Raw genomic sequence first — 24,736 nt, 5'->3', positions numbered from 1 at the left:
GCCCCGCAAAGAACACGGGGTCGCATAGCAGAGGCCGGCAGGAGCGCGGCGCAGAACCTACTCACGGGCACGGAAGACGGCCGGCGCAAATTCCGCCGGCCGTCGCGTGGTCCGAAATTGGGTTCTGGCTAACTCAGGAGGCGTCTACTTCAGTTCAGCGCGCTGCAGCGAGCGGGCGGCATCGATGGTGGCCTGGCCAAGGACCCGGCTGCCCTGGTACAGCACCACTGTCTGACCGGGCGCAACGCCCCTCAGGGGATCCGTCAGCGTCACCACGAGACTGTCCCGTTCCACGCCGCTGTCATCAGCAGCGCGCTCAACCCGGGCACGGGCGGGCACGGGGTCGCCGTGCGCACGGACCTGCGCATGGCAGTCGAAGTCGGCGCCTGTGCCCACCTCGCCGATGGGCAGCCCGGCCCAGGAGACCTTGATGCCGCGGATCTCGTCGATGGCGAGGAGAGCCTCCGGCCCAACCACCACTTTGTTCTCCTTGGGCCGGATTTCGAGAACGAACCTGGGCTTGCCGTCGGCAGCCGGCCGGCCGAGCTTCAGGCCTCGGCGCTGCCCCACGGTGAACGCGTTGGCCCCGGGATGCTCGCCTACCTTGGATCCGGTCTCGTCCACGATGTCCCCGGTGGTCATCTCGATCTTCTCCGCCAGCCAGCCGGCGGTGTCGCCGTCCGGGATGAAGCAGATGTCATGGCTGTCCGGCTTGTTCGCCACGGACAGCCCGCGCCGTTCGGCTTCTGCCCGCACTTCGGTCTTGGACGGAGTGTCCGCGAGGGGGAACATCGAGTGCTTGAGCTGCTCATGCGTCAGCACCCCGAGCACGTAGCTCTGGTCCTTGGCCCAGTCAGCGGCGCGGTGCAGCTCCGGGTTTCCGTCGGCGTCGTTGATCACCTTCGCGTAATGCCCCGTGCACACGGCATCGAAACCCAGGGCGATTGCCTTCTCCAGCAGGGCGGCGAACTTGATGCGCTCGTTGCACCGCATGCAGGGATTCGGCGTGCGGCCCGCGGCGTATTCGTCGATGAAGTCCTGGACCACGTCCTCCTTGAACCGCTCGGAGAAGTCCCACACGTAATACGGGATGCCCAGAACGTCGCAGGCGCGCCAGGCGTCCCGGGAGTCCTCGATGGTGCAGCAGCCCCTGCTTCCCGTGCGCAGGGTGCCGGGCATGCGGGACAGCGCCAGGTGGACCCCGACGACGTCGTGCCCCGCCTCGACGGCGCGGGCGGCGGCAACGGCGGAGTCAACTCCGCCGCTCATGGCTGCTAGAACTCGCATGTAAGCTTTCTGTGGGCTGGTGGCGTGGGGTGTCGGCAGGTTATCCCCGCCGGCCTGTGGGAGCAGGAGGCCGAACCTGAAGTTGCACTTCCTGCGCCACTATTCTATCGCCCGGGGGAATCTGGCTTAAATTGCCTTGACGGCCGCGCCCCACTCTTCTAACGTCAAAAGAACTGGTTTTAGAGTGCAGACCGCTTGGCCTGCCTGACGAATCGAGCGGACAATGTCCCCTGAGAGCATCGTTATTGCCGGCGCAGGACTGGCCGGGGCCACGGCAGCACGCACGCTGCGCACTGAGGGATTCCACGGCCGGATCACCATCGCCGGGGCGGAATCGCACCACCCCTACATCAGACCGCCATTGTCCAAGGAGTATCTGCTCGGCAAGGCCGCGGAGGATGCCGTGGAGGTCGTGCCGGAGAACTGGTACACGGAAAACAACGTCACGCTCCGGCTGGGCGTTCCGGTGACCGAGGTGGACCCTGCCGGACACGCCGTCCGCTATGCCGACGGCACGTCCGAGGGCTACGACGCCCTGTTGCTCGCCACGGGCGCGCTCCCGCGGCCCCTCAAGCTGCCCGGCAGCGGACTCGACGGCGTCACCACGTTCCGGACGCTCGACGACAGCCGGCGCCTGCGGGAGCAGCTCTCGGACGGCGGCCGCAATGTGGTCATGGTCGGCTCCGGCTGGATTGGCATGGAGCTGGCGGCCGCGGCCCGCAGCTACGGAAACCAGGTCACCCTCCTGGGACGGGAGGAGGTGCCGCTCGCAGGTGCCATCGGTCCCGACCTGGGCCGGTTCTTCCGCGCCCTGCATGAAGGCAACGGCGTGCGTTTCCTGCTGCCTGCCACGGCGCGCGAAATCACCGGCCACGCGGGCAAGACCACCGGGGTCCTCACCGATTCCGGCGAGCAGCTCCCGGCGGACATCGTGGTCATCGCCGTCGGCGTGGTGCCCGATACCGCCTTGGCCGGCGCGGCCGGCCTGGAGCTCCGGAACGGAATCCTCACCGACGCCTCGCTGAGGACGAGCGCACCGGACATCTTCGCGGCCGGCGATGTTGCGAACGCCCTGCACCCGTTCACGGGAGAACATGACCGCAGCGAGCACTGGGCCAACGCCCTCAAAGGCGGCAAGGTGGCGGGCAAAGCCATGCTCGGCCAGGACGCCGTCCTGGACGCCATCCCATACTTCTACACCGACCAGTACGACGTCAGCATGGAGTATTCCGGCTTTCCCGCACTCACGGCAGGTGTATCGCCGGTCATCCGCGGGTCCCTGGAATCGAAGGAATTTGTCGCCTTCTGGCAGCAGCAGGGACGGGTAGTGGCCGGAATGAGCGTCAACTGGCCGCGCTCCAGCAAGCCGAGCGCACAGAAGACCATCAAGGCCCTTATCTCGGCCCGCTCGGACGTGCCAGCTGCAGCCCTGTCCGACCCGGCGGTGCCCTTTGATCAGCTGATGCCGGACGCCTGACGCGCCACGGTGCCGGCCGTCTGGATCGATGATTCATGGCCGGCCATGCCGGCCTGCCGGGCGCGGGCGTACGCGTCAGGCAGCGCGGCCAGGAGCGCGTCCACGTCCGCTTCAGTCGAGGGATGGCCAAGCGTGAACCGCTGGGCCCCGCGGGCAGTTGCTTCGTCCAGCCCCATCGCAAGCAGCACATGGGAAGGACGGGGCACGCCGGCTGTGCAGGCCGAGCCGGTGGATGATTCGACGCCGGCAAGGTCCAAAAGGAAAAGCAGTGAGTCGCCTTCGCAGCCCGGGAAGGTGAAGTGTGCGTTTCCGGGCAGCCTGCCCGGCCCGGGTGCCCCGCGCAGGACGGCAGCAGGGACGGCGTCGTGAACGCCTGCGACCAGCCGGTCCCTCAACCCCGAGATCCGGGCCGACTCCGCGGCCAGGTTGCCCGTTGCGGCCTGGGCGGCGGCGGCAAATGCCGCGATGGAGGCAGTATCCAGGGTGCCGGAGCGGACGTCCCGCTCCTGACCGCCGCCATGCTGAACAGGCGTGAGCTTCACCGCCCGTCCCAAAAGCAGGGCGCCAACGCCCACCGGTCCGCCGATCTTGTGGCCGGAGATGGACATGGCGTCCAGGCCGGACTCCTTGAAATCCACAGGAATGGAACCGAATGCCTGAACGGCGTCGGAGTGGACAGGCACCCCTGCACCGTGCGACAGCTCGACGATTCGCCGCACCGGCTGAATGGTGCCCACCTCGTTGTTGGCCCACATGACGGTCACGAGGGCGATTGACTGAGGATCACGGCGGAGTTCAGCTTCAAGGACGCCGAGGTCCAGCACCCCGTTCGAGTCCACGGGCAGCCAGGTGACCTCGGCACCTTCGTGCCGCTGCAGCCACTCGACTGTGTCCATAACGGCGTGATGCTCGACGGCGGAGCAGAGGATCCGCCGCCGGCCCGGGTCTTCGGCGCGCCTGGACCAGTAAAGTCCCTTGACGGCAAGGTTGTCGGCCTCGGTTCCGCCCGAGGTAAAGATGACCTCCGACGGATGCGCGCCCGCGGCTGCGGCAATGACTTCCCGGGCGTCCTCCACGGAGCGGCGGGCCCGTCGTCCCGCTCCATGCAGCGATGACGGGTTTCCGGTCCGGGCCAGCTCGCGGGTCAGTGCGGCCAACGCCTCGGCGGCTATGGGCGTGGTTGCGGCATGATCCAAGTAGGCAGGCACGGATTAATTCTACCTGCGGGGCACGGCGCGGCCCGGCGCTATGGCCTGATCCTGGCGCAGCAGCGCCCCGCGGACCGGTCCTCTTGCACCTTCTCTTCGGGCACGCCGCAGGCGGAAGCGGCACCGCTGAGAAAAGCACCGTTCATCGCACACACCACGTCCGTGTGGCCCTCAGCCAGCCGATGGAACGGACAGTTCAAGAGGACGATTCCCCCCTGACCATCGGGAGCGGGGCGGTATCCGACCTGGGTCAGCAGTTGCTCCAGTGGCCCTCCCCCACCTGCGGCAGCCTGCCCCCGGGAGTAGGCCGTGGCGAGGAGAGCCTCGCGGACGGAAACACCGCCCGACATCGACGATTCGATGGCCGAGGCCAGGAGTTCCCCCGCGAGATCGTAACTCCGGTCCGGGACGGACGCACCCACTTCCGCTAGTGCGGGACGGTACAGCTTGGCCGGACGGCCCGAGCCAGGGCCGCCCTTGCCACCGAGCTTCCTGAATTCGACGGCGAGGAGGCCATCGCGCACCAAGCGGTCAAGGTGGAAGGACGCCGTGCTTCGCGGGAGATCCAGAGCTCCTGCGGCATCGTCACGGCCTACGGCCGAGGGCGCCGAGGCGACGTACTCGAAGAGGCGCCGCCGGGTCGCGTCCCCCAGCGACGCGAGCGCAGCCAACCGCTCCCCCCACGACAGCTTCGCACCTGATTCACGGGTCATGACTCCAGCGTATCTCTAAAAACAAGATTCATTGCTAAACCGTTGCAGGAGATCTAAAATCAAATTACCTACTTTTAGAAGGAGCGTGTCATGAAAACATCAGCATTGACCGGAAAGGCCCCCTCCGGAACGTTGGTGCAGGAGCCGGCTCGCCAGGCATTCCTGCTGCTGCGAACCGTCTTCACGGTGGCACCGATCCTCTTTGGCCTGGACAAATTCCTCAACCTGCTCACCGACTGGACGATCTATCTTGCTCCTGTTGCGACGTCGGTAATCCCGGTGTCGGGGCAGACCTTCATGTATGCCGTGGGGGTCATTGAAGTCCTGGCAGGGCTGCTGGTCGCATTCCGTCCCCGGATCGGCTCGCTGGTCGTGGCCGCCTGGCTGTTGGGGATAATCGTGAACCTGCTCATCCTGGGCAACTTCTATGACGTTGCCCTGCGCGACTTCGGCCTCTTCGTGGGTGCAGTCGCCCTGAACCGGCTCGCCGTGGCCTCGGGAAAGTAAGCCCGGCAGCTACTCGGCAGGCGGCTCAACCGCCAGCCAGCGTCCAACGTCCCCCCGGGCGGCGGCAAGGGCGGGAGCCGATGGGCAGGCAAGCGTGACGAAAATGGATGAACCGGCCTGGCCGAAGACCCGGGCAAGCATGGCGGCCCTGCCCTTGGGCAGGGCCGCACGCTCAAAGACCAGCACGTCAACGGTCGGCCCCGGCTTGCCAGCCTCCCCGCCCCAGCGGAGGACGTCCGGCTTCAAATACTTCGGCAGGATGGTGGGATCGAGATAGGTGAAGAGCCTTTCCGTCGATTCCCGGTCGTTGCCTGCCACAAGCGGCCACTGGTTGGTCCGGACCTTGGCCGCAGCCAGGCAGCCGTCGGATTTCCTGTACTCGCTGGCGCCTCCGGCCGGGGTCCCGGTCCGCCGCCAGCCTGGCGCTTCCGCCAGGCCCTCCGACACCTGCACGGGAATGCCACGGGCCAACGTGGAGCCGGCGGAAAACGGCATGCTGCGGGCGGCGACGGCGGCGGCGTCGTGACCGGGGGTAACAGTGGGAGCGGCCGGCTGCCGGCTGGCAGGCGCAGTCTCCCGGGCACCGGGATCGGGGACCCCCACGCTGCAGGCGCCCAGAACAGTCGCGGCCACCGCGGCCAGCACTGCCCGCGTGGAAAGTGCCAATCCCCACTGGAGGGACCGCCTGCCCGCCGGGTCACTCGGGCGCGGATCGCTAAGCCCGGCCATCAACACCTCACAATTTCCTGCGCGAATGGGCGTCCGGCAGAAGCCCGGGCGCCATGGTCCTTCGAAGAGTCTAAACGCCGCCCGCCGCCCCTTTGTGACCGGCCGGGAACCCGAGATGCAGGCACGGACGTTGTCAGACTAGTCCGGCATTGCCGGCCGATATGCTTGGCAGACCGGGCGGCGTGCGTGCGCTGGCAACATCAACCGAAGGACCGTGCTTGACCGAGGGAAACAGCTCCCACTACGAGGTACTCCGCGTCCCCGTGACCGCAACGGACAAAGAGATCAAGATGGCCTACCGCAGGGCAGCACGGGTCTCGCATCCTGACCACGGCGGTGATGCCGCCGCCTTCCGGCAGGTCACCCTTGCCTATGAAACGCTGATCGACCCGCGGCGACGGGCTGCCTACGACCGCTCCTACGCGACAGGCCCCAGGCACCGGAGCAGGGAGGACGCGGACGAGGCCCACTTTGATGCGCCGGCGGCAGGAAGCCATGCCTCTGCGACGATCCACCGGCCCGGCACTCCGCGGAACACCTCCGGCGACGATCCGGTCTATGTGCCTCCGTTTGATTCGCCCGGCGCTGTCCCGCTGATCCCCCTCGACGTGGCCAGCCGGCAGGTCCACGGGATGCCAAGGAAGCGTGGCATCTTCGGAGCCGAAGCCCGGATCCAGCGGGAAATGCGCACCGTCCAGCTCATCAGCCGGCAGGTCCTCCCGGCCATTCCTGCAGCCCGGCTGATCAACGGGCTGCAGTCTCCGGCGGACAACAGCCACATCGATCACGCACTACTCTCGGGCTACCGGCTGGCCCTGATCGGGTCCATGCTCCTGCCCAAAGGCGCCTACGCCTGGGACGGGGCCACGCTGAAGCATGGCAGCCGGTCCATCGCTCCCCCGCAGCTGACCCATATTGTCCGGGCGATGCAGGACATCTTCCCCGAACTGAACATAACCGGCTGGACAGTGGTCCACAGCCCCGACGGCAACCTCCACGAACCGGTCATTGACCACCACCGCCGGTCCCGCGCTTCCTCCGACGTGGTGCAGGTGGTCAATGCCGCAGGGCTTGCCAGGGGTCTCAAGCAGTTCCTCGCTGCCGGCCCGGCCCCCAACACTGTCAATGTCCCGGTACTGGCCAGGCTGCTGAGGGGAATGCACTGAGCCGGAACCGGCCCAAGACTCTCCCGGTACTAGGATTGAACGGTGTTCCGCATCCTCTTCCATACCCCTGAAATCCCCGGCAATACCGGCAACGCAATACGCCTTGCTGCCATCACGGGGGCAGAACTCCACCTCGTTGAGCCGCTGGGCTTCGATTTCTCGGATGCCAAGCTGCGCCGGGCGGGGCTCGACTACCATGACCTTGCAGTCGTGACCGTTCACCCCGACCTCGAGTCTGCATGGAAAGCTCTGCAGCCGGAGCGGGTCTTTGCCTTCACCTCGGACGGCGAAAAGTCGTACACGGACATCGCCTACCAGCCGGGCGACGTGCTGCTGTTCGGCCCGGAGTCGGTGGGCCTGCCGGAACATGTGAAGAACGATCCCCACGTGACCTCGAGGGTGCGGCTGCCCATGCTGCCCTCCCTGCGGTCACTGAACCTGGCCAACGCCGCATCCATCGCGGTGTACGAGGCGTGGCGCCAGCAGGGCTTCGCCGGCGCGAAGGTCTGACGGGGCCTGGTCTGACGGCGCGAAGGTCTGACGGCGGCCAGGTCTGACAACCAAGCTCTGACACCGCCCAGGCGCACCCATCCGAGGCGCCGCCCGCACCGAATCACTGCTGAGGTCAGATCCCAGGGATGAGGAGCGGCAGGTGAAAACAGTACGTGCGGGCAGGCCAACACCCGGTTTCGCCCGCAACAGTGCTGCCGTCTCCGGGCTGGGCCCACAGGGGACGTCCGGAGACCTATGCTTGACAGTGATGGAAACTCCCAACGCGCCGAACCTTGGCGCCCCAGCGCCGCCAGGCAGCGCCGTCGACCTGAACGGCCAGCTGGCGGCATTGCTGGAGCGCATCGCCACCGGCGACCAGCCGGCCTTCGCCGAGTTCTACCGGCTGACCTCCCGCCGGGTATACGGCATGGCCAGGCGCGTCCTGATCGATCCGGAGCTCAGCGAAGACACCACACAAGAGGTTTTTCTGCAGGTCTGGCAAAACGCCGCCAAATTCGACTCCGCCAGCGGAAGTCCCCTGGCATGGCTCATGACCATCTCCCACCGCCGTGCCGTGGACAAAGTGCGGTCATCGCAGTCTTCCAGTGACCGTGAGGCCAGGTACGGCGCCAGCAGCCAGGACATCGACCACGATTCCGTGGCGGATGAGGTGGACAGCAGGCTGGAAGCCGAAGCCGTGGCGCGGTGCCTGGGAACGCTTACGGAAACGCAGCAGGAATCCGTGCGGCTGGCCTACTACGGCGGACTGACCTACCGGGAAGTCGCCGAAAAGCTCGACGCTGCCATACCTACAATCAAGTCCCGCATACGCGACGGACTGATCCGACTGAAGAACTGCTTGGGGGTGAGTTGAAATGAGCGAAACGAACGATACGAACGGCCGCCGGTTGCCTCGGGGGTTCGCTGCCGACATTTCCACTGACCTGACCGCCGGCCGCGCGGTGGAACTCGCCGAAGTATATGCCCTGGATGCCGTGAGTGACGCGGAGCGGCGGGCCATCGAAGAGTACGTCAGGACCGCTCCGGAGTCCGAGCGCGAGTCCTTCAATGAACGCGTCCGCCAGGCCAGGGAAACACTGGCCATGGCGTTCACCGCAGAGGAGGAACCTCCGGCAGACCTGTTCGGCCGGATAGTCGCCCAGCTTCCGGTGCAGCCTCCTGCCGCGGAGCACGCTGAGGCACCGGCCGCACAGCCACCTGCGGCAGCGGATGATCTTGCTGCTGCCCGGGAACGCCGCAACGTCCGAGGCCGGGCCTCCGGTATGCGGAACTGGCTCATTGGCGTTGCTGCAGCCGCCGTCATCGCCCTGGGCGGCGTGGGGGTCGGCGCGTACATGGCCAACCAGAATGATCCGCTGACCCAGGTCCTCCAGGCGCAGGACGTGCGCCAGGCGACCGTCGAGGTCAGCGGCGGCGGCACGGCCACCGTGTCCATATCGTCGTCGAAGGACGCTTTGGTTGTACGGATGAAGGACGTACCCGCGCCCCCGCCCGGCAAGGTGTACCAGATGTGGCTGATTCCGAAGGACGGATCCACTCCGGTTTCCCAGGGGCTGATGGACGAGGAAGCGCTGTCAAAGCCTGCCGTGGTCAAGGGCATCAGTTCCGCTGCCGCGCTCGGCATCACCGTGGAACCGGCCGGCGGCTCAGCTGCACCAACATCGCCCACGGTCGCTGACGCACCGCTCAATGCCTGAGCGGCGCGTCAGCATCCGGCAACGCGCCGGTGTTGACGCCTTGGCCTAAAAGCCGGCGATCGTTCCCGGGCCGTTGACGGCTACGACGTGGAATGCCTCGGCGCTGCGCCCTTCGGGCAGGCCGGCACGCTGCGCGTTCAGCACCATGCCGTTCCGCACCGTGTTCTCCATGGCGGTGGCATCGGGATGCTGGCTGACGTGGACATGGAGCGCGGCCAGTTTGCTCTCCACATGCTCAGTGACGTCAACGAAATGGTTTTCCCGCTCCTCCGGCCCGGCAAACAGCCAAAGCCACGGGACCTTGTAGGCGTCCAGCCCGGACTCCGCGAGTTCTGGATACGCGTGCGGGTTTTCCACGGCGGGGTAGATCGCCCGCGTCACCGCCTCGCCCACTGCCAGGTGGTCGGGGTGGCTCTTCTGGATGCGGTTCCAGTTGCGCTCGGGATGCAGGGACAGCACGACGTCGGGACGGATTTCGCGGATCAGCTTCACCACTCCCCACATCACCAGATGGTTCGGTTCGAGGAACCCGTCCCGCTCGTGGAGGTAGTGGATGTCGGTGACCCCGACGAGCGCTGCCGCACGCTCCTGCTCGGCCGCCCGCAGGGCAACGATTTCCTCCCGGTGGGCCGGGTCGAACCCGCCCGCGTCGCCGTCGGTCATGATGCAGTAGCTGACGTCGACGCCGGCGGCGGTCCAGGCAGCGATGGTGCCTGCGGCACCAAAGTCGATGTCGTCAGGATGGGCCGCGAAACAGAGCACCCGTTCAACCCGGTGCTTGTCCGGGTTGAACGGGCTCTGTGCTGGAGCTTGGGGCGTCAAGGAATCAGCCCTTGCGCTTCTTGATTTCTTCGGTGGCCTGCGGGAGTACCTTGAAGAGGTCGCCGACGATGCCGAAGTCCGCGATTTCGAACACCGGCGACTCAGCGTCCTTGTTCACGGCCACGATGACCTTGGCCGTCTGCATGCCGGCCTTCTGCTGGATGGCGCCGGAGATTCCCGCTGAGATGTAGAGCTGGGGGGAGACGACCTTGCCGGTCTGGCCGACCTGGGCGTCGTGGCTGATCCAGCCGGCATCGGTGGCCGCGCGGGATGCTCCCACTGCTGCGCCGAGGGCATCAGCCAGTTCCTCGACAGGGGTGAAGTCCCCGTCCAGGCCGCGGCCGCCGGCCACCACGATCCGTGCATCCGTGAGGTCCGGGCGTCCGCTCGCGACCTTCTGCTCGCGGGCGGTGATCCGGGCAGCCGTGGCGGCCGCATCGGCGGGAGCGTCAACCGTCACGGTTTCGGGCGTTGCGGGCGCGGCAGCCGGTTCGGGGTTCACGCTGTTGGCCTTGACCGAGAACACGCTGACAGGCGTGGTGGCCTTCGCCGCGGTGGCGTAGGACCCTGCCAGCACAGACTTGTGGGCGGTGCCGTCGGCGTCGATTGCGACGACGTCGGTGATCACACCGGCGCTCAAGCGGATCCCGAGCCGCGCCGCGATTTCCTTGCCCTCCGGGGAGTTTTCCAGCAGCACCCTGGTGGCGCCGGACTTGTCGACCGATGCCGCCACGAATGCCGCTTTGGCGGCCACCAGGTAGTCGTCCAGGTCCTGCGCGGACGGCCGGTAGACGGCGGCGGCACCGTAGGCAGCCAGGGCGGCAGCGGCGTCGTCGTGCAGGTCGCCGTTGACCGCGACGGCGGTCTCGCCGAGGGAACGGGCGATGGTCAGGAGTTCCAGGGTGCTCTTCTTGAGGGCCTGGCCCGGGTTGTCAATGAATACAAGTGCGTTTGCCATGTGATGTGATCCCTCTCAGAGCAGCTTCTGGGCGGCCAGGAAGTCCACCAGCTTGATGCCGGCGTCGCCTTCGTCCGTGATGATGGTGCCGGCCGTGCGCGGCGGGCGTTCCTCGGCCGACGTCACCGTCGTCCACGATCCGGCGTGGCCCACCTGGGACGGATCGACTCCGATGTCAGCCAGCGAAAGCGTGGTGATGCTCTTGCGCTTGGCGGCGATGATGCCCTTGAAGTTGGGATAGCGGGGTTCGTTGATCTGGTCCGTCACCGACACAACAGCGGGCAGGGACGCCTCCACGGTTTCGGAGTGGGTGTCCGCGTCACGGCGCGCGGTGACCCGTCCGCCGTCGACCTCCAGGGAGGAAGCGAAGGTCACCTGGGGAAGCCCGAGGCGCTCGGCGAGCTGGGCCGGAACGAGGGATGTCTCGCCGTCGGTGGACGCCATGCCGGTGAGGACCAGGTCCACGGGCGCGTCAGCGCCGAGGTGCCGGACTGCGGCCGCGAGTGCGAGGGACGTGGCGGCGGCGTCCGAACCGGTGAGTGCTTCGTCCGTGAGGTGAACGCCCTCCGTGGCTCCGATCTGCAGGGACTTCTTGATGGCGTTCACGGCGCCTGCCGGCCCCATGCTGAGGGCGATGACCTTGTTGCCGGCCTTGCTTCCGCCGCGCGCCTCGATCAGCTGCAGCGCCGCTTCCAGAGGGTATTCGTCCAGCTCGGACAGGATGCTCTCGTCGCGGTCTGTCGTGTGGCCCTCGCCAGTGAGGTGCCGGTCAAACTGGGCGTCCGGCACATGCTTGACCAGGACGATGATCTTCAATGTCTCTTCCACTGTATTTACAGCAGCCTTCCATGCTTGTGGATAGCCAGCCGGGTGAGGTCATGGCCGCGGAACGCCCGGGGTACGGGTAGCTCCTAGCTAACCATATAGGGGCGTGCCGATGCCGCCCCGTGTTAACGCCTGTGTCAGCCTGGCTACCGGATTGGCACAGAACGACGGCGGGACCCACCTTCCCGGTGAGTCCCGCCGTCGGTAGCGCTTCTGTTGGGGTTGCCCTACTGTTCCGCTGCGGCTCCCAGTGTCACGTCGAGCTGCTGCTCGCGGCCGTTGCGCTGAATGGTGATCTTGACGGAAGCACCCGCCGGCTGCTCGCGGACTGCCGCGGTGAGCTGGTTCGGGTCACTGATGGCAAGGTCATTGAAGCGGGTGACGACGTCGCCGACCCTGATGCCTGCCTTGGCAGCGGCGGAGTTCGCTTCCACCGTGGCGACATCCGCCCCAATGGAGAAGCCCGAGGTCGAATCCGAGGAGGACTTCTCCTTGACGCTGACTCCGAGCTGGCCATGGGTGGCCTTGCCGTTCTCGATAATTTCCTGGGCCACGCGCTTGGCGTGGTTGATCGGGATGCTGAAACCTACACCGATGTTGCCCGTCCCGGTCGCCGCCGAGCTGCCGCCGGCCGAAGCGATGGCCACGTTGACGCCGATGATCTCACCCTTGGTGTTCACCAGTGCACCGCCGGAGTTGCCCGGGTTGATGGCGGCATCTGTCTGGATCACGTTGATGGCGATTGAGCCCTTGTTCGCTGAACTCTGGCCCTGTCCCTGGCCCGGAGGCGCGAACTCGAAGCCCTGGTCACCGCCCTGGGAGTTGTCCTGACCGTCCTTAGGCGCTGCGGAGGAAGCGACGCTGATGGTCCGGTTGAGGGTGGAGACGATGCCGTCTGTGACTGTGCCGTTCAGGCCAAGCGGCGAGCCGATCGCCACCGCGGTATCGCCGACGTTCAGTTTGCTCGAATCGCCCAGCGTGGCGGGGGTGAGTCCTGAGGGGTTGTCCACCTTGATGACGGCGAGGTCGGACAGCGGATCAGTCCCGACGAGTTTCGCGGACAAAACCTGGCCCTCGCTGGTCCGTATTTCTATGTCCGCGTTGGCGACGGTGCCGTCCAGCGTCACCACGTGGGTGTTCGTCAGGATGTGCCCCTGGTCGTCGATGATCACGCCCGAGCCGGTGCCGCCTTCGCTGCCGCTCGTGGCCTTGATGGTGACAACGCTCGGCGTTGCCTTGGTGGCCGCCGCCGTGATGGCGTTGACATCATCCTTGTTGTTGACGATGACAGTTCCGGGCTGGCCTCCCGTGCTGACCGTCGGTGCGGTCCCGCCGTCGAACAGATTTCCGGCACCTACCGTTGCCACGCCGCCTCCCACGAGGCCTGCGGCGAGGATGCTGGCAACCAGGGTGCCCACGCCAAAGGTGGCCTTGCGTTTGGGGGCGTTGGCCCGGTTGTCCTGGAATGCGGAGTGGGCGGCGTGCTGGGCGGGCACCGGCTGGTGGCCAGGTGCGCCGGCGTGCTGGGGTGCATGCTGCGGTGCAGAAGCGAACTGCTGGGTCGCAGGCCCGGAGTGCTGGCCATAGAAGGGAGCATGCTGCGGATATTCGGGATGCGGTCCGGTGCTGGGCTGGTGCTGCCCGTTGCCAGGCTCATGGGGTCCGTGGCCCCGGCCATCCGCGGCCTCGTCCGGCCGGTCCAGCCGCAAGGTGGGGTTCTCCTGGATATCTCGGTTTTCCTGGCTGTCCCGGTTTTCCTGGCTGTTCCGGTTTTCCTGGGCGTCCTGGTTTTCCCCCTGCTGGAGACCCTCCGGGCGCGCCGGCCGAGCCGTCTGATCAGCGGGCCGCCCTGCAGGATCTCGGTTCTCAGGAGCTGACCCCGGTAGTGGGTTCTCAGTCATTGGACTTCCTTTCATCCTCGTCTGTATTAACTATGGACGATGTGACTGAAACTAGGGCGGACGTTTGCTGAGAGCTTGCTGAGCGCGCGGCACCCCTGCGATCTTGGCGGTCCTCTAAGCGTGGAAAGCGCTTTTCGCTGGTGGCATATTCCCGGCCCGTGGACGGTCCCCTTGGTGCACCATAGAATCAAGAAGTGCCACAGCGACCTGCGGCTTTACACCCGGCGTGGGGGCGCTGCTGCATTCTGAGACGGCTGTTTCATCCTGAACCAGTCGCGGTGTGCTGAAGGGTTGCCATGCGGTCAATGTTGAAACGTGTATTCGCCGTGATCGGCCTGACTGGAATGCTGGCGCTCCCTGCCACAGCAGCCTGGGCCGAGAGTCCGGTCCCACTCGATCCTGTCACCAAGATTGTCGATAATGCCGGCGTCCTCGGCGGCAAGAAGGCCGACGTCGAAACGGCCATCAAGAAGCTCGGCACGGACCACGCCATGACACTGCATGTCGTGTACGTCAAGAAATTCGAGAACCCGACGGACGGAACAGCCTGGACCGCCCAAGTGGCCCAAAAGGCAAATCTGCGCTCAAACGCGATGGTTCTGGCGGTTGCAACAGACCCAAGCGCCAGGCAGTACCAGCTAAGCAAGCCCCAGGGCAGCAAGATCACCGACGCACAACGTGACACGATCGTAAAGAGCGCCGTCGATCCGCAGCTCCGCAACGGTGACTATGCGCAGGCCGCCATCGACACTGCGGCCGCCATCGGCGACGCCGCCGGCGGCGGAAGCGGCAGCGTTCCGTCCGGCGACGGTGCCGGCACAGCTGTGCTGGTTGGTGTGGGTGTTGTGGCCGCCGGCGGAGCGGCGACATACCTGTACCTCCGCAACCGGCGCAAGAAGGCTGCTTTGGCCTCCAGCGCCAGCTATGGCCCGCAGGGCGCCGAGCTCGATCCCCTTGCTTCGCTGAGCGTCGAGGAACTCCGCCGCAAGAGCGGTCCGCTGCTGATCGAAGCCGACGACGCCATCAAGTCGAGCGAGCAGGAACTGGGCTTCGCCGAGGCGCAGTACGGCGAGGCTGCCGTCGGAAACTTCACGAAGGCGCTCCAGGAGGCCAAAGCCCACATGTCCGAATCGTTCAAGCTGCAGCAGCAGCTGGACGACCACATCCCGGACACCGAGGAGCAGCAGCGCACCTGGCTGGGCGAGATCATCCGCCGCTCGGAAGCTGCCCTGGAGTCCCTGCAGGAGCAGAAAGCGGACTTCGATTCCCTCCGCGAGCTCGAAAAGAATGCGCCGCAGGCGCTGGCCGCTGTTGATTCCGGGGCGGCTGCTGCAGACGCGAAGATCACCAACGCTGAGCGCACCCTCGCGGAGCTGCGGGGCAAGTACGCCGAGAGCGCACTCGTCCAGGTGGCGGACAACATCACGCAGGGCAAGGAGCGGCTCGCCTTCGTGCAGAACGCCAGCAGCACCGCGCGCGAGAAGCTGGATGCCGGCGAGGGAAGCTTGGCCGCTGTAGCCGTCCGCGCCGCTGAGGAAAGTCTGCACCAGACCAACGTGCTCCTCGACGCCATTTCGAAGGTGTCCGGCAGCCTGGATGAGGCCCGGAAGGGGCTCGAGGCCGCCGTTGTGGACACCTCCCAGGACCTGGCCCAGGCAAAGGCCCTGATCCAGTCCGGTGCACACCCGGAGCTTGCCGGTCCTGTGGCAGGCGTCGAGGCGGCACTCGCCCAGGTGAAAACCGAGATCCAGGGTGGCCGGATTGACCCGATCGCCACGCTTGAACGGGTGGAAACCGCCCACCAGTCGCTGGACCGTTCACTGAGCGGCATACGCGACCAGCAGGAGCAGGCCCGCCGCGCGCAGGCCTCGCTGCAGCAGACCATCATGTCCGCGCAGGCGCAGATCAGCGCCACGTCGGACTACATCACCGCACGGCGCGGCGGAGTGGGGACGGAAGCCAGGACCCGGCTGGCCGAAGCACAGCGCAACCTCGACTACGCCCTGTCCATCTCACGCAATGACCCTGTCACGGCTCTGACGTACGCCCAGCAGGCCCACGCCCTGGCTGCCCAGGCGGCGCACGTGGCTCAATCCGACGTCGACAACTTTGGCGGTTACGCCAACCAGGGCTACGGCCGTGGCGGCATGTTCGGCGGCGGTGGAGGCGGAGGCCTCGGCGGCGCCATCCTGGGTGGCATCCTGATCAACTCCATCCTGAACGGCGGAAGCGGAGTCGGCTGGGGCGGCGGCCACAGCGACGGCGGAGGCTGGGGCGGTGATGCTGGCGGCTTCGGAGGCGGAGACGGCGGCGGCGGAGACTGGGGCGGCGACTTCGGCGGCGGCGGGGACTTCTAGCCGGCAGAGAGACTCCGCCGGGCCGGGATCTTCCGGACGGCGGGTAGAAGCGGTATATCAACTGATCACTGGATTCAGTGGGAAAACTGAGCAGGACGAAAGGTAACACCATGGTTAAGCAGTCTATTTTTGGCCGCATGGCGCAGCTCGCAAAGGCGAACATCAATTCCTTGCTCGATCAGGCCGAGGACCCGCAGAAAATGCTCGACCAGATGGTGCGGGACTACACCAACAACATCGCCGAAGCCGAGTCGGCAGTGGCGCAGACCATCGGTAACCTTCGGATGCTGCAGCAGGACTACAACGAGGATGTGAAGAACGCCCAGGACTGGGGCAACAAGGCTCTGGCGGCGTCGCGCAAGGCCGATGAGTACCGCAGCGCCGGCGACACCGTTGACGCCCAGAAGTTCGATAACCTGGCCAAGATTGCGCTGCAGCGACAGATGGCATCTGAGAACGAGGCCAAGGCCGCCGAGCCGAGCATCGCGTCGCAGGCCGAGGTTGTGGAGCGCCTCAAGACCGGGCTGGACCAGATGAAGGGCAAGCTGAACCAGCTCACCAGCAAGCGCAACGAACTGGTGGCCCGCTCCAAGACCGCAGCGGCCCAAACCCAGGTTCACGACGCCCTCAAGAGCATTGACATCATGGACCCCACCAGCGAAGTGGGCCGCTTCGAAGAAAAAATCCGCCGCGAAGAAGCAAAAGTCCTCGGCCAGCAGGAGCTCGCCGCGTCGAGCCTCGATGCGCAGTTCAACCAGCTTGAAGACCTTGGCGAGCAGACCGAGATTGAGGCCCGACTGGCCGCGCTGAAGTCCGGCGGGGCCAAGCCTGCCATCGGCGCCGGGGGTACGGCGTCCGGTTCGGCAGCAGTCGGTTCGACCGTCGACGAGGCCGACTTCGACAAGCTGTAGCACCCGAGAGCAGCCTGCAGGAACTTAGAGCAGGATAGTTGGGTACGGACAAGGCCGGGATCTGAGGATCCCGGCCTTTTCCGTACCCGCGGCAGGTAGCGTGGGGCCATGGCTTCAACGATTGTCTGGCTCCGGGACGACCTTCGCCTCGACGACAACCCGGCCCTTTCCGCCGCAGCCTCACGCCCGGACAGGATGACTGTGGTCTACATCATGGATGAGGACTCCCCCGGCATCCGTCCGCTGGGCGGAGCAACGAAATGGTGGCTCCACCATTCGCTGGCCCGGCTTTCCGCAGAACTCGAATCCAAAGGCTCCCGCCTGCTGTTCCGCCGCGGCGCCGCCCCCGCCGTGCTCCGTGGCCTGGCCGAGGAGACGGAAGCAGGAACGCTTCTGTGGAACAGACGCTACGGACTAGCCGAACGGACCGTGGACGCGGGCATCAAGGAATGGGCCGCCCGGCAGGGCATCACTGTCACCAGCTTCCAGGCGAACCTCCTCTTCGAACCATGGACGGTCCGAACAGGCACGGGCGGGCCGTACAAGGTGTTCACCCCGTTCTGGCGGTCCTGCCTGGCGGCTGCGGAGCCGCGGATGCCGGTGGACGCCCCCACGCGTCTCCCCGAACCGGCACACGGTGCCGGCGGTTCCCTGCCCGGCAGCGACAGCCTCGACAGCTGGGGGCTGCTCCCCCGCCGGCCCGACTGGAGCCGCGGGCTCGCCGAAACCTGGACGCCGGGGGAACGCGGCGGGCGCCTGCGGCTGGAGGATTTCCTGGACGGACCCGTCGAGGAGTACGGCACCGGACGTGATCTGCCCGGTGTGGAAGGCACCAGCCGGCTCTCCCCGCATCTGCGCTTTGGCGAAATCAGCCCGTTCCGGGCCTGGCAGGCACTCCGCCAGCGCTTCCCGCGGAACGCTCCTGCCGACGTCGGCATCTTCCGAAGCGAGCTTGGCTGGCGGGAATTCTGCTGGCACCTGCTCTATGAAAACCCCGGCCTCGCCACAGACAACTACCGCCGCGAGTTTGACCGCTTTGCCTGGCAAACGCCGTCCGCGGCCGAACTCGCAGCGTGGCACCAGAGGCGCACCGGCTATCCGCTCGTTGATGCCGGCATGCGTCAGCTGTGGCAGACGGGATGGATGCACAACCGCGTCCGCATGGCCGCCGCGTCGTTCCTGGTGAAGAACCTGCTGGCCGACTGGCGCCTGGGGGAAGCCTGGTTCTGGGACACACTCGTGGACGCCGACGCCGCAAGCAACCCCGCGAACTGGCAATGGGTGGCCGGCTCCGGGGCGGATGCTTCGCCGTATTTCAGGATCTTCAACCCTGTCACCCAGAGCAAGAAGTTTGATTCACGGGGCCGATACCTGCGCAGGTTCATCCCCGAACTCGCTGGTCTGGACGACAAAACTGTCCATAAGCCGTGGAAGGACGCCACAGCTGCCGAAGGCTATCCTGCACCGCTCGTGGGGCTGCAGGAATCACGCGCGCGGGCGCTGGACGCCTACCAGCAGCTAAAGGACGGCTGAGAGGCGCTTGCGGCGTCTGCGGTCAGCGGCTGGTGACCTTGCCCATCAGGGAAGCAATGGGGCGCAGGAACAGCGGCCTTGCCAGGAACCATGCCGCGACCATCACTGCGACTGACGTGGTGAAGATCCAGAAGCCGGCCCAGCCGGCGTCGTCGCTCGCGGCGTACATATGGTTCAGGTTCCTCAGCGCGCCGGTCGCCAACACGAGGAACACGTGCACCACTATGAAGGCGACGAAGTAGACCATCACGGGGAAATGGATGGCGCGCGCCGCTTCGATCGGGAAGGCCCTGTTCAGCCCGGCCGCCTTCTTGGGCCAGGCCGCTGACATCCGCAGGCCGGTGATGAAGGAGAGCGGGGCCGCGATGAAGACCGTGGCAAAGTACGCCAGCAGCTGCAGGGCGTTGTAGTTCACCCAGCCATTCTCGGTGGGCCAGTCCAGCGACGCATACTGCAGTGCAGCCGACAGCGCATTCGGGAAAACGTCCCAGCTGGTGGGCACGATGCGCATCCACTGGCCTGTTGCGAAGAGCAGGACCGCGAAAACGAGGCCATTGAGGATCCACAGAACGTCGAGGGTCAGGTGGAACCAGAGCTCCAGGGAGATCTTCGTGGGGGCAGTCTTAGTCCGGATGAGGCCCTTGTTGTTCCGCGTCCAGTAGCCGCCCGGACGGGTGGTGGTGCGTACCTGCCAGCCCGTGCGGATGATGAGCAGCAGCAGGAAGGCGTTCAGGAAGTGCTGCCAGCCGAGCCAGGCCGGGAAGCCGACCGGCGCGCCGCCGGGAAGTTCGGAATGCCCCGGGTAGTCCGACAGGAAGGACTGAACGCCGGAAAGGCCCGTAGCCCACTTTGCGAGCAGAACCACCAGCACTGCGGCCACGAGGACCGCCGGCACAGTCCAGTAAAGCCTGGACCGCTTGCCTTTCGCCGTGCCGGATTTGTTCTTCGTTGTGGACATCGAAACTACATTCCTCTCAAGAATGACTGAGACGGGCAACTGCCCCGGCCGAAACACTCCGGGCCCTGCGAAGAGAATACTAGGAAGTGCCAGAACGTGAACAAAAGCTACCGGGAAACGAAAAGCCCTGGCCGGTTCACACCGGCCAGGGCTTCGTCTTTGGTTGCGGGGACAGGATTTGAACCTGTGACCTCTGGGTTATGAGCCCAGCGAGCTACCGAACTGCTCCACCCCGCGTCGCTTGATCAACTCTACCCTACTTTCGCGGCCGCCGACGCCACTCCCCGGACCGCACCCTGGCTTCGCCCCGGCACTCTTCGGCCAGTCCCCAGGGACAGCAAAAGGCCCGGACCACCTGACGGTGTTCCGGGCCTTCTCTCAGTTGCGGGGACAGGATTTGAACCTGTGACCTCTGGGTTATGAGCCCAGCGAGCTACCGAACTGCTCCACCCCGCGTCGCAAGAACAACTCTACCGGCCGGTGAACAGCAGGCCAAATCGAGGCGACGTGATCTGCGTCTCGGGCGGCTGCCCCGCTACGGCAGGCCGACTTCAGGCCAACAGGAAAGGCCCGCCGCCGCTCCCTCGCGGGAGACGGCGGCGGGCCTTTCCTACTCGTGCCTCAGTTCAGCGTCCTGGCACGTGCCCAGCTGCTAGCCGGTTCAACTGCCCACCGCCTCAGCTGCTGGGAGTCGGGGCCGGTGTCGGCGAGGGGGACTGCTCCGAAGCCGGAGTCGTGGCGGCAATCTTCGCCTCGGCGTCGATGGCCTTCTGCAGTGCTGCGTTCAGCTTCTGCTGTTGCTCGCCATAGGCCGCGAAGTCGCCCTTGGCCAGTGCTTCCTGCCCGGCCTTGATGGCTGCGTTGGCTTCTGCCAAGGCGCCCTTCAGTTCTGCGCGGGCATCGGTTGTTCCCGGGGCAGGTGCTCCCCCACCCCCACCACTTGGTGGCGCCGGAGTCTGGCCGTTATTTGAGGAGTCGCCGGCGGCGGCACCGGAGTCACCGCCGAAGAGCTGGTTCAGAGCCTCGTCCAGGGTGGGGGCAAAGCCGATCTTGTCGCCAAAGGCAACAAGCACGCGCTGCAGTGTCGGGTACGACGTTTCACCGGTGGAGCGTAGGTACACCGGCTGGACATACAGCAGGCCGCCACCTGCGGGCAGCGTCAGGAGGTTGCCGTTCAGAACATCCGAGGCGCCCTGCCGGAGCAGGTTGAGCGCCTGTGACACCGTCGGATCGGAGTTGAACTTGTTCTGCGCCTGGCCCGGCCCGGGAACCTGGGCTTCCGGCGGGACTTGGAGAAGCCTGAGCTTTCCGTAGGACTCAGCCTTCACGCCCTTCTGGTTGCCGGCGTCCGAATCGGCCGCCAGGAAGCCGTACAGGACGTTCCTCGCATTGCCGTCAACCACCTGCGGAATGAAGGAGGACGTCAGCTGGAAGGCAGGCTTCTTCTGGTCAGGCATCTGTAGCGACATGTAGAACGGGGGCTGCTTGACGTTCTCTGAAACCGTGGGATCGTTCGGAACGCTCCAGGCGTCGTCGTTCTTGTAGAAGCTGACCGGATCCGTCACATGGTAACGCCCCAGCAGTTCCCGCTGCACCTTGAAGAGGTCCTCCGGGTAGCGGACGTGGCTCATGACGTCGGCGGACATCTCCGAGTATGGCTTGAGGGAATTCGGGAAGACCTTCTGCCATGCCTTCAGCAGCGGATCCTGATCATCCCATGCAAACAGCGTGACAGACCCGTCGTACGCATCGACGGTGGCCTTCACAGAGTTGCGGATGTAATTCACCGAGCTGTTGGGCAGCGCCACGGTTCGGCCCGCCGTGGTCTGCGAATCCGTCGTGACATCCGAGAGCTGTGCTTGCTGGGAATAGGGGTAGTACTGGCTGGTGGTATAGCCGTCCACAATCCACTTGACCCTGCCGTCAACGACAGCCGGATAAGCGTTTCCGTCGACGGTCAAATAGGGTGCCACCTTCTTTACGCGATCGCGGGGATCCCGCTCGTAGAGGATCTGGGAGGCCGGGTTCACACCATCGGACAGCAGCAGATCGGAGGACTGGAACTTGATCGAGTAGAGCACCCGGTTGAGGAAACTGCCGACGTTCGGGCCGCCGTTGCCGGTGAACGTGTACTGCGTTTCGCCTCCGGTGTCCCTGCCTGCGGGGCGGTCCTGCTCACGGTGCGGAGCACCCTCGGGAGCACCCACGATCGAGTATTCCGGCGAATCCTCGCCGAAGTAGATTCGGGGCTCGTACGTTTCGTCCGTCCCGAGCACACCGGTGGACGGAATCCCCGACTGCAGGAACTCTGGCTTGCCGTCGGCGGTGAACTTGTTTCCCTTGGCGGCCACCACTCCATAGCCGTGGGTGTACACAACGTGGCGGTTCAGCCACGACTGCTGGTCAGGGCTCAGGCCATCCGGGTTCAGTTCACGGACCGCGATCACCGTGTCCTGGACTTTACCGTCGATCTCGTACCGGTCCACATTCAACGCTCTGGGGAACTGATAGTACGGCCGGTACTGCTCAAGCTGCGAGAACGCATCCGAGATAAGGTTCGGGTCCAGGAGCCGGATATTGACGGTGGTTTGAGCGTCCTTTGCCAGCGCACCGGTGGCGGCAGTGGTGGTGGCGTTGTAACGCTCCAGCTGCACCTGGTCGAGCCCGTATGCTGCCCGGGTCATGTCGATGTTGCGTTTAATGTACTGGTTTTCGAGGGTCTGCTCGGACGGGCGGACCTGGAATTGCTGGATGACCCACGGGTAGACACCGCCGGCGAGGATGGAGGTGATGACCAGCATTGACGTTCCGATGAGCGGCAGCCGCCACCTGCCGATGATCGCGGCAACAATGAACAGGACGGCAACGAGGATGGCGGCAACAGCCAGGATCGCCTTGGTGGGAATGACGGCGTTGACGTCCGTGTAGAGCGCACCGGCCCACCTGCCGCTGTTGTTCTGGACGGCGACGTAGCGGTCCAGCCAAAAGTTGATGCCCAGGAGCAGCAGGAACGAGGCGCCCGTTACGGCAAGGTGGATCTGCGCGGCGCGGCTGGTGAAGATCCCGCGTTCCATGATCCGGATGCTGCCGTAAAGGTAGTGGGTCAGGATGCCGGCGATGCCGGCAACGACCGCCACGCTGATGAGGAATCCGACGATGAAGCCCACGAACGGGAGCGTCATGAGGTAAAAGCTGATGTCCAGCCCGAATTCCGGGTCATTCCGGCCGAAGGATTCCTGGTTGAAGAACAGCAGCACCTTCTGCCACTGGCTCGAGGCGGCACTTCCGGCGAAGAGCCCGAACAGCACCGGAAGGCCGACCATGACCACCCGCCGCACTGGTTCAAGCTGGGCCTGGTAGCGGTTGAGGTTGTCCCGGATTTCGGAATCCGGGGCGTACACCGGTCGGGCGTGGTAGGCGATCCGGATGGCGTAGAACACTCCGGCGAACATGATCGCGAAACCCGCGGCAAAGATGCTGATTCTTGCCACGTTTTCCGTCAGGAAGACTTCAAAGAAGCCCAACTGCTGGTACCAGAGGACGTCCGTCCACACGTTGGCAAAGAAGATGAATCCGACGACAACCAGCGCTACGACAATGAGCGTCGGCGTCAAGGCACCGCGCTTTGGCTGGAGTCTTCCGGGCGGGGTGGGGCTGGCAGGACGGGACAAACTCTGTACCTCATAGCTTTGTCATATTTTTGAATTTCCGGGGACCAGCATGCATGATGCGCTGCACCGTGGGCGCAGAGCACGTATCAGCTTGCTCAGCCCACCACACACCCGACAGCGGCTGTTATTTAGTGCCACGAGCGGCGAGGGGCCTTAGTTCCTGCCTTTAGTCTAGTTGTTTGCGCAGGCGGGAAGACCCGATGTGTCCCCGCCGTTTGCTGCCAATTCCACGGCGCGCTTCGCCTCGTCCAGATTCTCGACTTTAACCACCTGCAGGCCCTCTGGAACATTCCCTGAAACTTCGGAGCAGTTTGCTGCCGGTGCAAGGAACATCGTGGCACCGTCCGCCCGGGCGCCGTGCATCTTGACCGCGACACCGCCGATGGGTCCTACTACTCCGTCCGGCGAGATGGTTCCGGTTCCGGCGATGTGCTTGCCGCCCGTGAGGTCGCCCGGCGTCACGGTATCGATGATGCCCAAGGCAAACATCAAGCCGGCGCTCGGTCCTCCCACCTTTTCCAATGAGATCTCGACATCGAACGGGAAGGTGAAGCGGTATTTGAGGAGGACCCCCAGGATGAACCTGCCGGAATCGCTCCGGGCGGGGGTTACCGTTTCCGTGATGGCCTTGCCCTCGCGCTCCACGACGACGACGACGGGCTTGCCCGCTCCCGCAGCCAGTTCGTCCTGGACGACGGCGAGTGAGCTGATCGGTTTGCCGTTGATCGAGGTGAAGACATCGCCGGGCTTCAGCTTCCCCTGCGAGGCGGAGCCCTCCGACAGGTCGGCGACCTCCAGCTTCTGCCCGAACGGTATGTTGAGTTCCTTCAGCGCCGAGGCCACGGCATTCTCCTGCGACGTGGTCATGGCCACTGCGCTCTCCTGCTGGGACTGCTCCTTGGTAAGGCCCGTGGGGAAGATGAGCTCCTCCGGATAGACGGCCTTTGAACCGTCGAGCCAGGCTGAGAAGGCTTCGAATACGCTGACCGGTCCGTTAGGGCCGCCGTCGACATAGACAGTGGTGAGATTCAGATTCCCCTCGGCCGGGTAGGTGTCGCGCCCGGTGATGCTGATGACCGGCTTGCCGTTGTCCTTTCCCAGCGTGTTAAACGTGGGCCCCGGCGACTCGACGACGTACGGGACCGGCAGCACGGCGGGGGTGACACCGAGGACGAGCGCAATGAGCCCTGACAGCATCATGGCGGAGACCCGGGGATCGCGCGCCGTGGAAGGGCCTGATCCGGCGGTACCCGCCGATTCGCTGCCCGCGGCAGGAGCCGCGGACTCGTCTGAGGGCTGATCGCCCTTGGTAATCGTCACTGAAGGACCTCTCCGCGCCGCAGTCAACGTCCACGGCGCTGGGGCTGCAACAAGCGGACGGCCCGGTGCAGCCTGCAAACATTCCGACTACTAACACTACGCGTCCGGGCGCGGCTAAAGCTCTTTGCCTACAGCGAACGGACCGTCTTTGGGCAGACAGCCGCTCTCGCGCAGGGGTAGCGT

Annotated in this window: 20 protein-coding genes and 2 tRNA genes; 9 read left to right on the top strand and 13 right to left on the bottom strand. The window is 65.6% G+C overall.

Going from position 1 to position 24,736, the window contains the following annotated elements:
- Positions 1-144 precede the first annotated feature (144 nt).
- On the bottom strand, positions 145-1,287 hold the full coding sequence (gene mnmA, locus AC6CH3_RS18350; RefSeq protein ID WP_498133783.1) for a tRNA 2-thiouridine(34) synthase MnmA: 1,143 nt from the start codon (positions 1,285-1,287) through the stop codon (positions 145-147).
- 223 nt (positions 1,288-1,510) lie between these two features.
- Here mnmA and AC6CH3_RS18345 point away from each other — a divergent pair, with 223 nt between their 5' ends.
- Complete coding sequence (locus AC6CH3_RS18345; RefSeq protein WP_498133782.1) at positions 1,511-2,764, top strand: NAD(P)/FAD-dependent oxidoreductase; 1,254 nt, start codon at positions 1,511-1,513, stop codon at positions 2,762-2,764.
- Here AC6CH3_RS18345 and AC6CH3_RS18340 read toward each other — a convergent pair.
- Both AC6CH3_RS18340 and AC6CH3_RS18335 read right to left on the bottom strand, forming a co-directional pair.
- On the bottom strand, positions 2,743-3,972 hold the full coding sequence (locus tag AC6CH3_RS18340; RefSeq protein WP_498133781.1) for a cysteine desulfurase family protein: 1,230 nt from the start codon (positions 3,970-3,972) through the stop codon (positions 2,743-2,745). The genes AC6CH3_RS18345 and AC6CH3_RS18340 overlap by 22 nt on opposite strands.
- 38 nt (positions 3,973-4,010) lie before the next feature.
- Positions 4,011-4,685, bottom strand: a complete 675-nt coding sequence (locus AC6CH3_RS18335; RefSeq protein WP_498133780.1) for a helix-turn-helix transcriptional regulator — start codon at positions 4,683-4,685, stop codon at positions 4,011-4,013.
- Positions 4,686-4,775: 90 nt separating this feature from the next.
- Between AC6CH3_RS18335 and AC6CH3_RS18330 the strand changes: the two genes are divergently transcribed.
- Entirely contained in the window at positions 4,776-5,192 is a 417-nt protein-coding gene (locus AC6CH3_RS18330; protein ID WP_498133779.1) for a hypothetical protein, read from the top strand.
- Positions 5,193-5,201: 9 nt separating this feature from the next.
- Here the strand turns inward: AC6CH3_RS18330 and AC6CH3_RS18325 are convergent, their stop codons facing one another.
- Positions 5,202-5,921, bottom strand: a complete 720-nt coding sequence (locus tag AC6CH3_RS18325) for a hypothetical protein (RefSeq protein ID WP_498133778.1) — start codon at positions 5,919-5,921, stop codon at positions 5,202-5,204.
- A gap of 218 nt (positions 5,922-6,139) precedes the next feature.
- Here AC6CH3_RS18325 and AC6CH3_RS18320 point away from each other — a divergent pair, with 218 nt between their 5' ends.
- The 4 genes from AC6CH3_RS18320 to AC6CH3_RS18305 all read left to right on the top strand — a co-directional run bounded on the left by AC6CH3_RS18320 (position 6,140) and on the right by AC6CH3_RS18305 (position 9,297).
- On the top strand, positions 6,140-7,087 hold the full coding sequence (locus AC6CH3_RS18320; protein WP_498133777.1) for a J domain-containing protein: 948 nt from the start codon (positions 6,140-6,142) through the stop codon (positions 7,085-7,087).
- 42 nt (positions 7,088-7,129) lie between these two features.
- On the top strand, positions 7,130-7,597 hold the full coding sequence (locus AC6CH3_RS18315; protein ID WP_498133776.1) for a tRNA (cytidine(34)-2'-O)-methyltransferase: 468 nt from the start codon (positions 7,130-7,132) through the stop codon (positions 7,595-7,597).
- A gap of 250 nt (positions 7,598-7,847) precedes the next feature.
- Positions 7,848-8,453 (top strand): sigma-70 family RNA polymerase sigma factor, encoded by a 606-nt coding sequence (locus AC6CH3_RS18310; protein WP_498133775.1) that lies wholly within the window; start codon positions 7,848-7,850, stop codon positions 8,451-8,453.
- A 1-nt stretch (position 8,454) separates the two neighbouring features.
- On the top strand, positions 8,455-9,297 hold the full coding sequence (locus AC6CH3_RS18305) for an anti-sigma factor (protein WP_498133774.1): 843 nt from the start codon (positions 8,455-8,457) through the stop codon (positions 9,295-9,297).
- Between the two features lie 45 nt (positions 9,298-9,342).
- Here AC6CH3_RS18305 and AC6CH3_RS18300 read toward each other — a convergent pair whose 3' ends face one another.
- The 4 genes from AC6CH3_RS18300 to AC6CH3_RS18285 form a co-directional block, all read right to left on the bottom strand.
- Positions 9,343-10,119, bottom strand: a complete 777-nt coding sequence (locus AC6CH3_RS18300; protein WP_498133773.1) for a PIG-L deacetylase family protein — start codon at positions 10,117-10,119, stop codon at positions 9,343-9,345.
- Positions 10,120-10,123: 4 nt separating this feature from the next.
- Positions 10,124-11,077, bottom strand: a complete 954-nt coding sequence (locus tag AC6CH3_RS18295; RefSeq protein ID WP_498133772.1) for an electron transfer flavoprotein subunit alpha/FixB family protein — start codon at positions 11,075-11,077, stop codon at positions 10,124-10,126.
- 15 nt (positions 11,078-11,092) lie between these two features.
- Positions 11,093-11,893, bottom strand: a complete 801-nt coding sequence (locus AC6CH3_RS18290) for an electron transfer flavoprotein subunit beta/FixA family protein (protein WP_498133799.1) — start codon at positions 11,891-11,893, stop codon at positions 11,093-11,095.
- A 236-nt stretch (positions 11,894-12,129) separates the two neighbouring features.
- On the bottom strand, positions 12,130-13,803 hold the full coding sequence (locus tag AC6CH3_RS18285; protein WP_498133771.1) for a S1C family serine protease: 1,674 nt from the start codon (positions 13,801-13,803) through the stop codon (positions 12,130-12,132).
- Positions 13,804-14,099: 296 nt separating this feature from the next.
- Here AC6CH3_RS18285 and AC6CH3_RS18280 point away from each other — a divergent pair, with 296 nt between their 5' ends.
- The 3 genes from AC6CH3_RS18280 to AC6CH3_RS18270 all read left to right on the top strand — a co-directional run bounded on the left by AC6CH3_RS18280 (position 14,100) and on the right by AC6CH3_RS18270 (position 18,604).
- On the top strand, positions 14,100-16,160 hold the full coding sequence (locus tag AC6CH3_RS18280) for a TPM domain-containing protein (RefSeq protein ID WP_498133770.1): 2,061 nt from the start codon (positions 14,100-14,102) through the stop codon (positions 16,158-16,160).
- Between the two features lie 110 nt (positions 16,161-16,270).
- Positions 16,271-17,071, top strand: coding sequence for a PspA/IM30 family protein (locus tag AC6CH3_RS18275; RefSeq protein WP_498133769.1), 801 nt, complete (start codon positions 16,271-16,273; stop codon positions 17,069-17,071).
- A gap of 108 nt (positions 17,072-17,179) precedes the next feature.
- The gene (locus tag AC6CH3_RS18270; RefSeq protein ID WP_498133768.1) at positions 17,180-18,604 is read left to right on the top strand and encodes a cryptochrome/photolyase family protein; all 1,425 of its coding nucleotides are present in this window, start codon (positions 17,180-17,182) and stop codon (positions 18,602-18,604) included.
- Between the two features lie 22 nt (positions 18,605-18,626).
- Here AC6CH3_RS18270 and AC6CH3_RS18265 read toward each other — a convergent pair whose 3' ends face one another.
- From AC6CH3_RS18265 to AC6CH3_RS18245, 5 genes are all read right to left on the bottom strand, one after another.
- Positions 18,627-19,562, bottom strand: a complete 936-nt coding sequence (locus AC6CH3_RS18265) for a cytochrome b/b6 domain-containing protein (protein WP_498133767.1) — start codon at positions 19,560-19,562, stop codon at positions 18,627-18,629.
- 160 nt (positions 19,563-19,722) lie between these two features.
- Positions 19,723-19,799: transfer RNA gene (locus AC6CH3_RS18260), tRNA-Met, on the bottom strand.
- Between the two features lie 145 nt (positions 19,800-19,944).
- Positions 19,945-20,018 (bottom strand) — tRNA-Met (locus AC6CH3_RS18255).
- A gap of 221 nt (positions 20,019-20,239) precedes the next feature.
- Positions 20,240-23,176 (bottom strand): UPF0182 family membrane protein, encoded by a 2,937-nt coding sequence (locus AC6CH3_RS18250; RefSeq protein WP_498133766.1) that lies wholly within the window; start codon positions 23,174-23,176, stop codon positions 20,240-20,242.
- Between the two features lie 228 nt (positions 23,177-23,404).
- On the bottom strand, positions 23,405-24,553 hold the full coding sequence (locus tag AC6CH3_RS18245) for a YlbL family protein (protein WP_498133765.1): 1,149 nt from the start codon (positions 24,551-24,553) through the stop codon (positions 23,405-23,407).
- Between the last annotated feature and the right edge of the window lie 183 nt (positions 24,554-24,736).

This window comes from Arthrobacter sp. GQ119, from assembly GCF_059759125.1.
Note: the sequence above shows the minus strand (reverse complement) of the source record. Positions and strands in the feature narration are given on the sequence as shown.

Bases quoted from the DNA above. Each gene is read 5' to 3' on its own strand.
- mnmA (WP_498133783.1), bottom strand. From the start codon at position 1,287: ATGCGAGTTCTAGCAGCCATGAGCGGCGGAGTTGACTCCGCCGTTGCC.
- AC6CH3_RS18345 (WP_498133782.1), top strand. From the start codon at position 1,511: ATGTCCCCTGAGAGCATCGTTATTGCCGGCGCAGGACTGGCCGGGGCC.
- AC6CH3_RS18335 (WP_498133780.1), bottom strand. From the start codon at position 4,685: ATGACCCGTGAATCAGGTGCGAAGCTGTCGTGGGGGGAGCGGTTGGCT.
- AC6CH3_RS18330 (WP_498133779.1), top strand. From the start codon at position 4,776: ATGAAAACATCAGCATTGACCGGAAAGGCCCCCTCCGGAACGTTGGTG.
- AC6CH3_RS18325 (WP_498133778.1), bottom strand. From the start codon at position 5,921: ATGGCCGGGCTTAGCGATCCGCGCCCGAGTGACCCGGCGGGCAGGCGG.
- AC6CH3_RS18310 (WP_498133775.1), top strand. From the start codon at position 7,848: ATGGAAACTCCCAACGCGCCGAACCTTGGCGCCCCAGCGCCGCCAGGC.
- AC6CH3_RS18305 (WP_498133774.1), top strand. From the start codon at position 8,455: ATGAGCGAAACGAACGATACGAACGGCCGCCGGTTGCCTCGGGGGTTC.
- AC6CH3_RS18295 (WP_498133772.1), bottom strand. From the start codon at position 11,077: ATGGCAAACGCACTTGTATTCATTGACAACCCGGGCCAGGCCCTCAAG.
- AC6CH3_RS18285 (WP_498133771.1), bottom strand. From the start codon at position 13,803: ATGACTGAGAACCCACTACCGGGGTCAGCTCCTGAGAACCGAGATCCT.
- AC6CH3_RS18280 (WP_498133770.1), top strand. From the start codon at position 14,100: ATGCGGTCAATGTTGAAACGTGTATTCGCCGTGATCGGCCTGACTGGA.
- AC6CH3_RS18275 (WP_498133769.1), top strand. From the start codon at position 16,271: ATGGTTAAGCAGTCTATTTTTGGCCGCATGGCGCAGCTCGCAAAGGCG.
- AC6CH3_RS18270 (WP_498133768.1), top strand. From the start codon at position 17,180: ATGGCTTCAACGATTGTCTGGCTCCGGGACGACCTTCGCCTCGACGAC.
- AC6CH3_RS18265 (WP_498133767.1), bottom strand. From the start codon at position 19,562: ATGTCCACAACGAAGAACAAATCCGGCACGGCGAAAGGCAAGCGGTCC.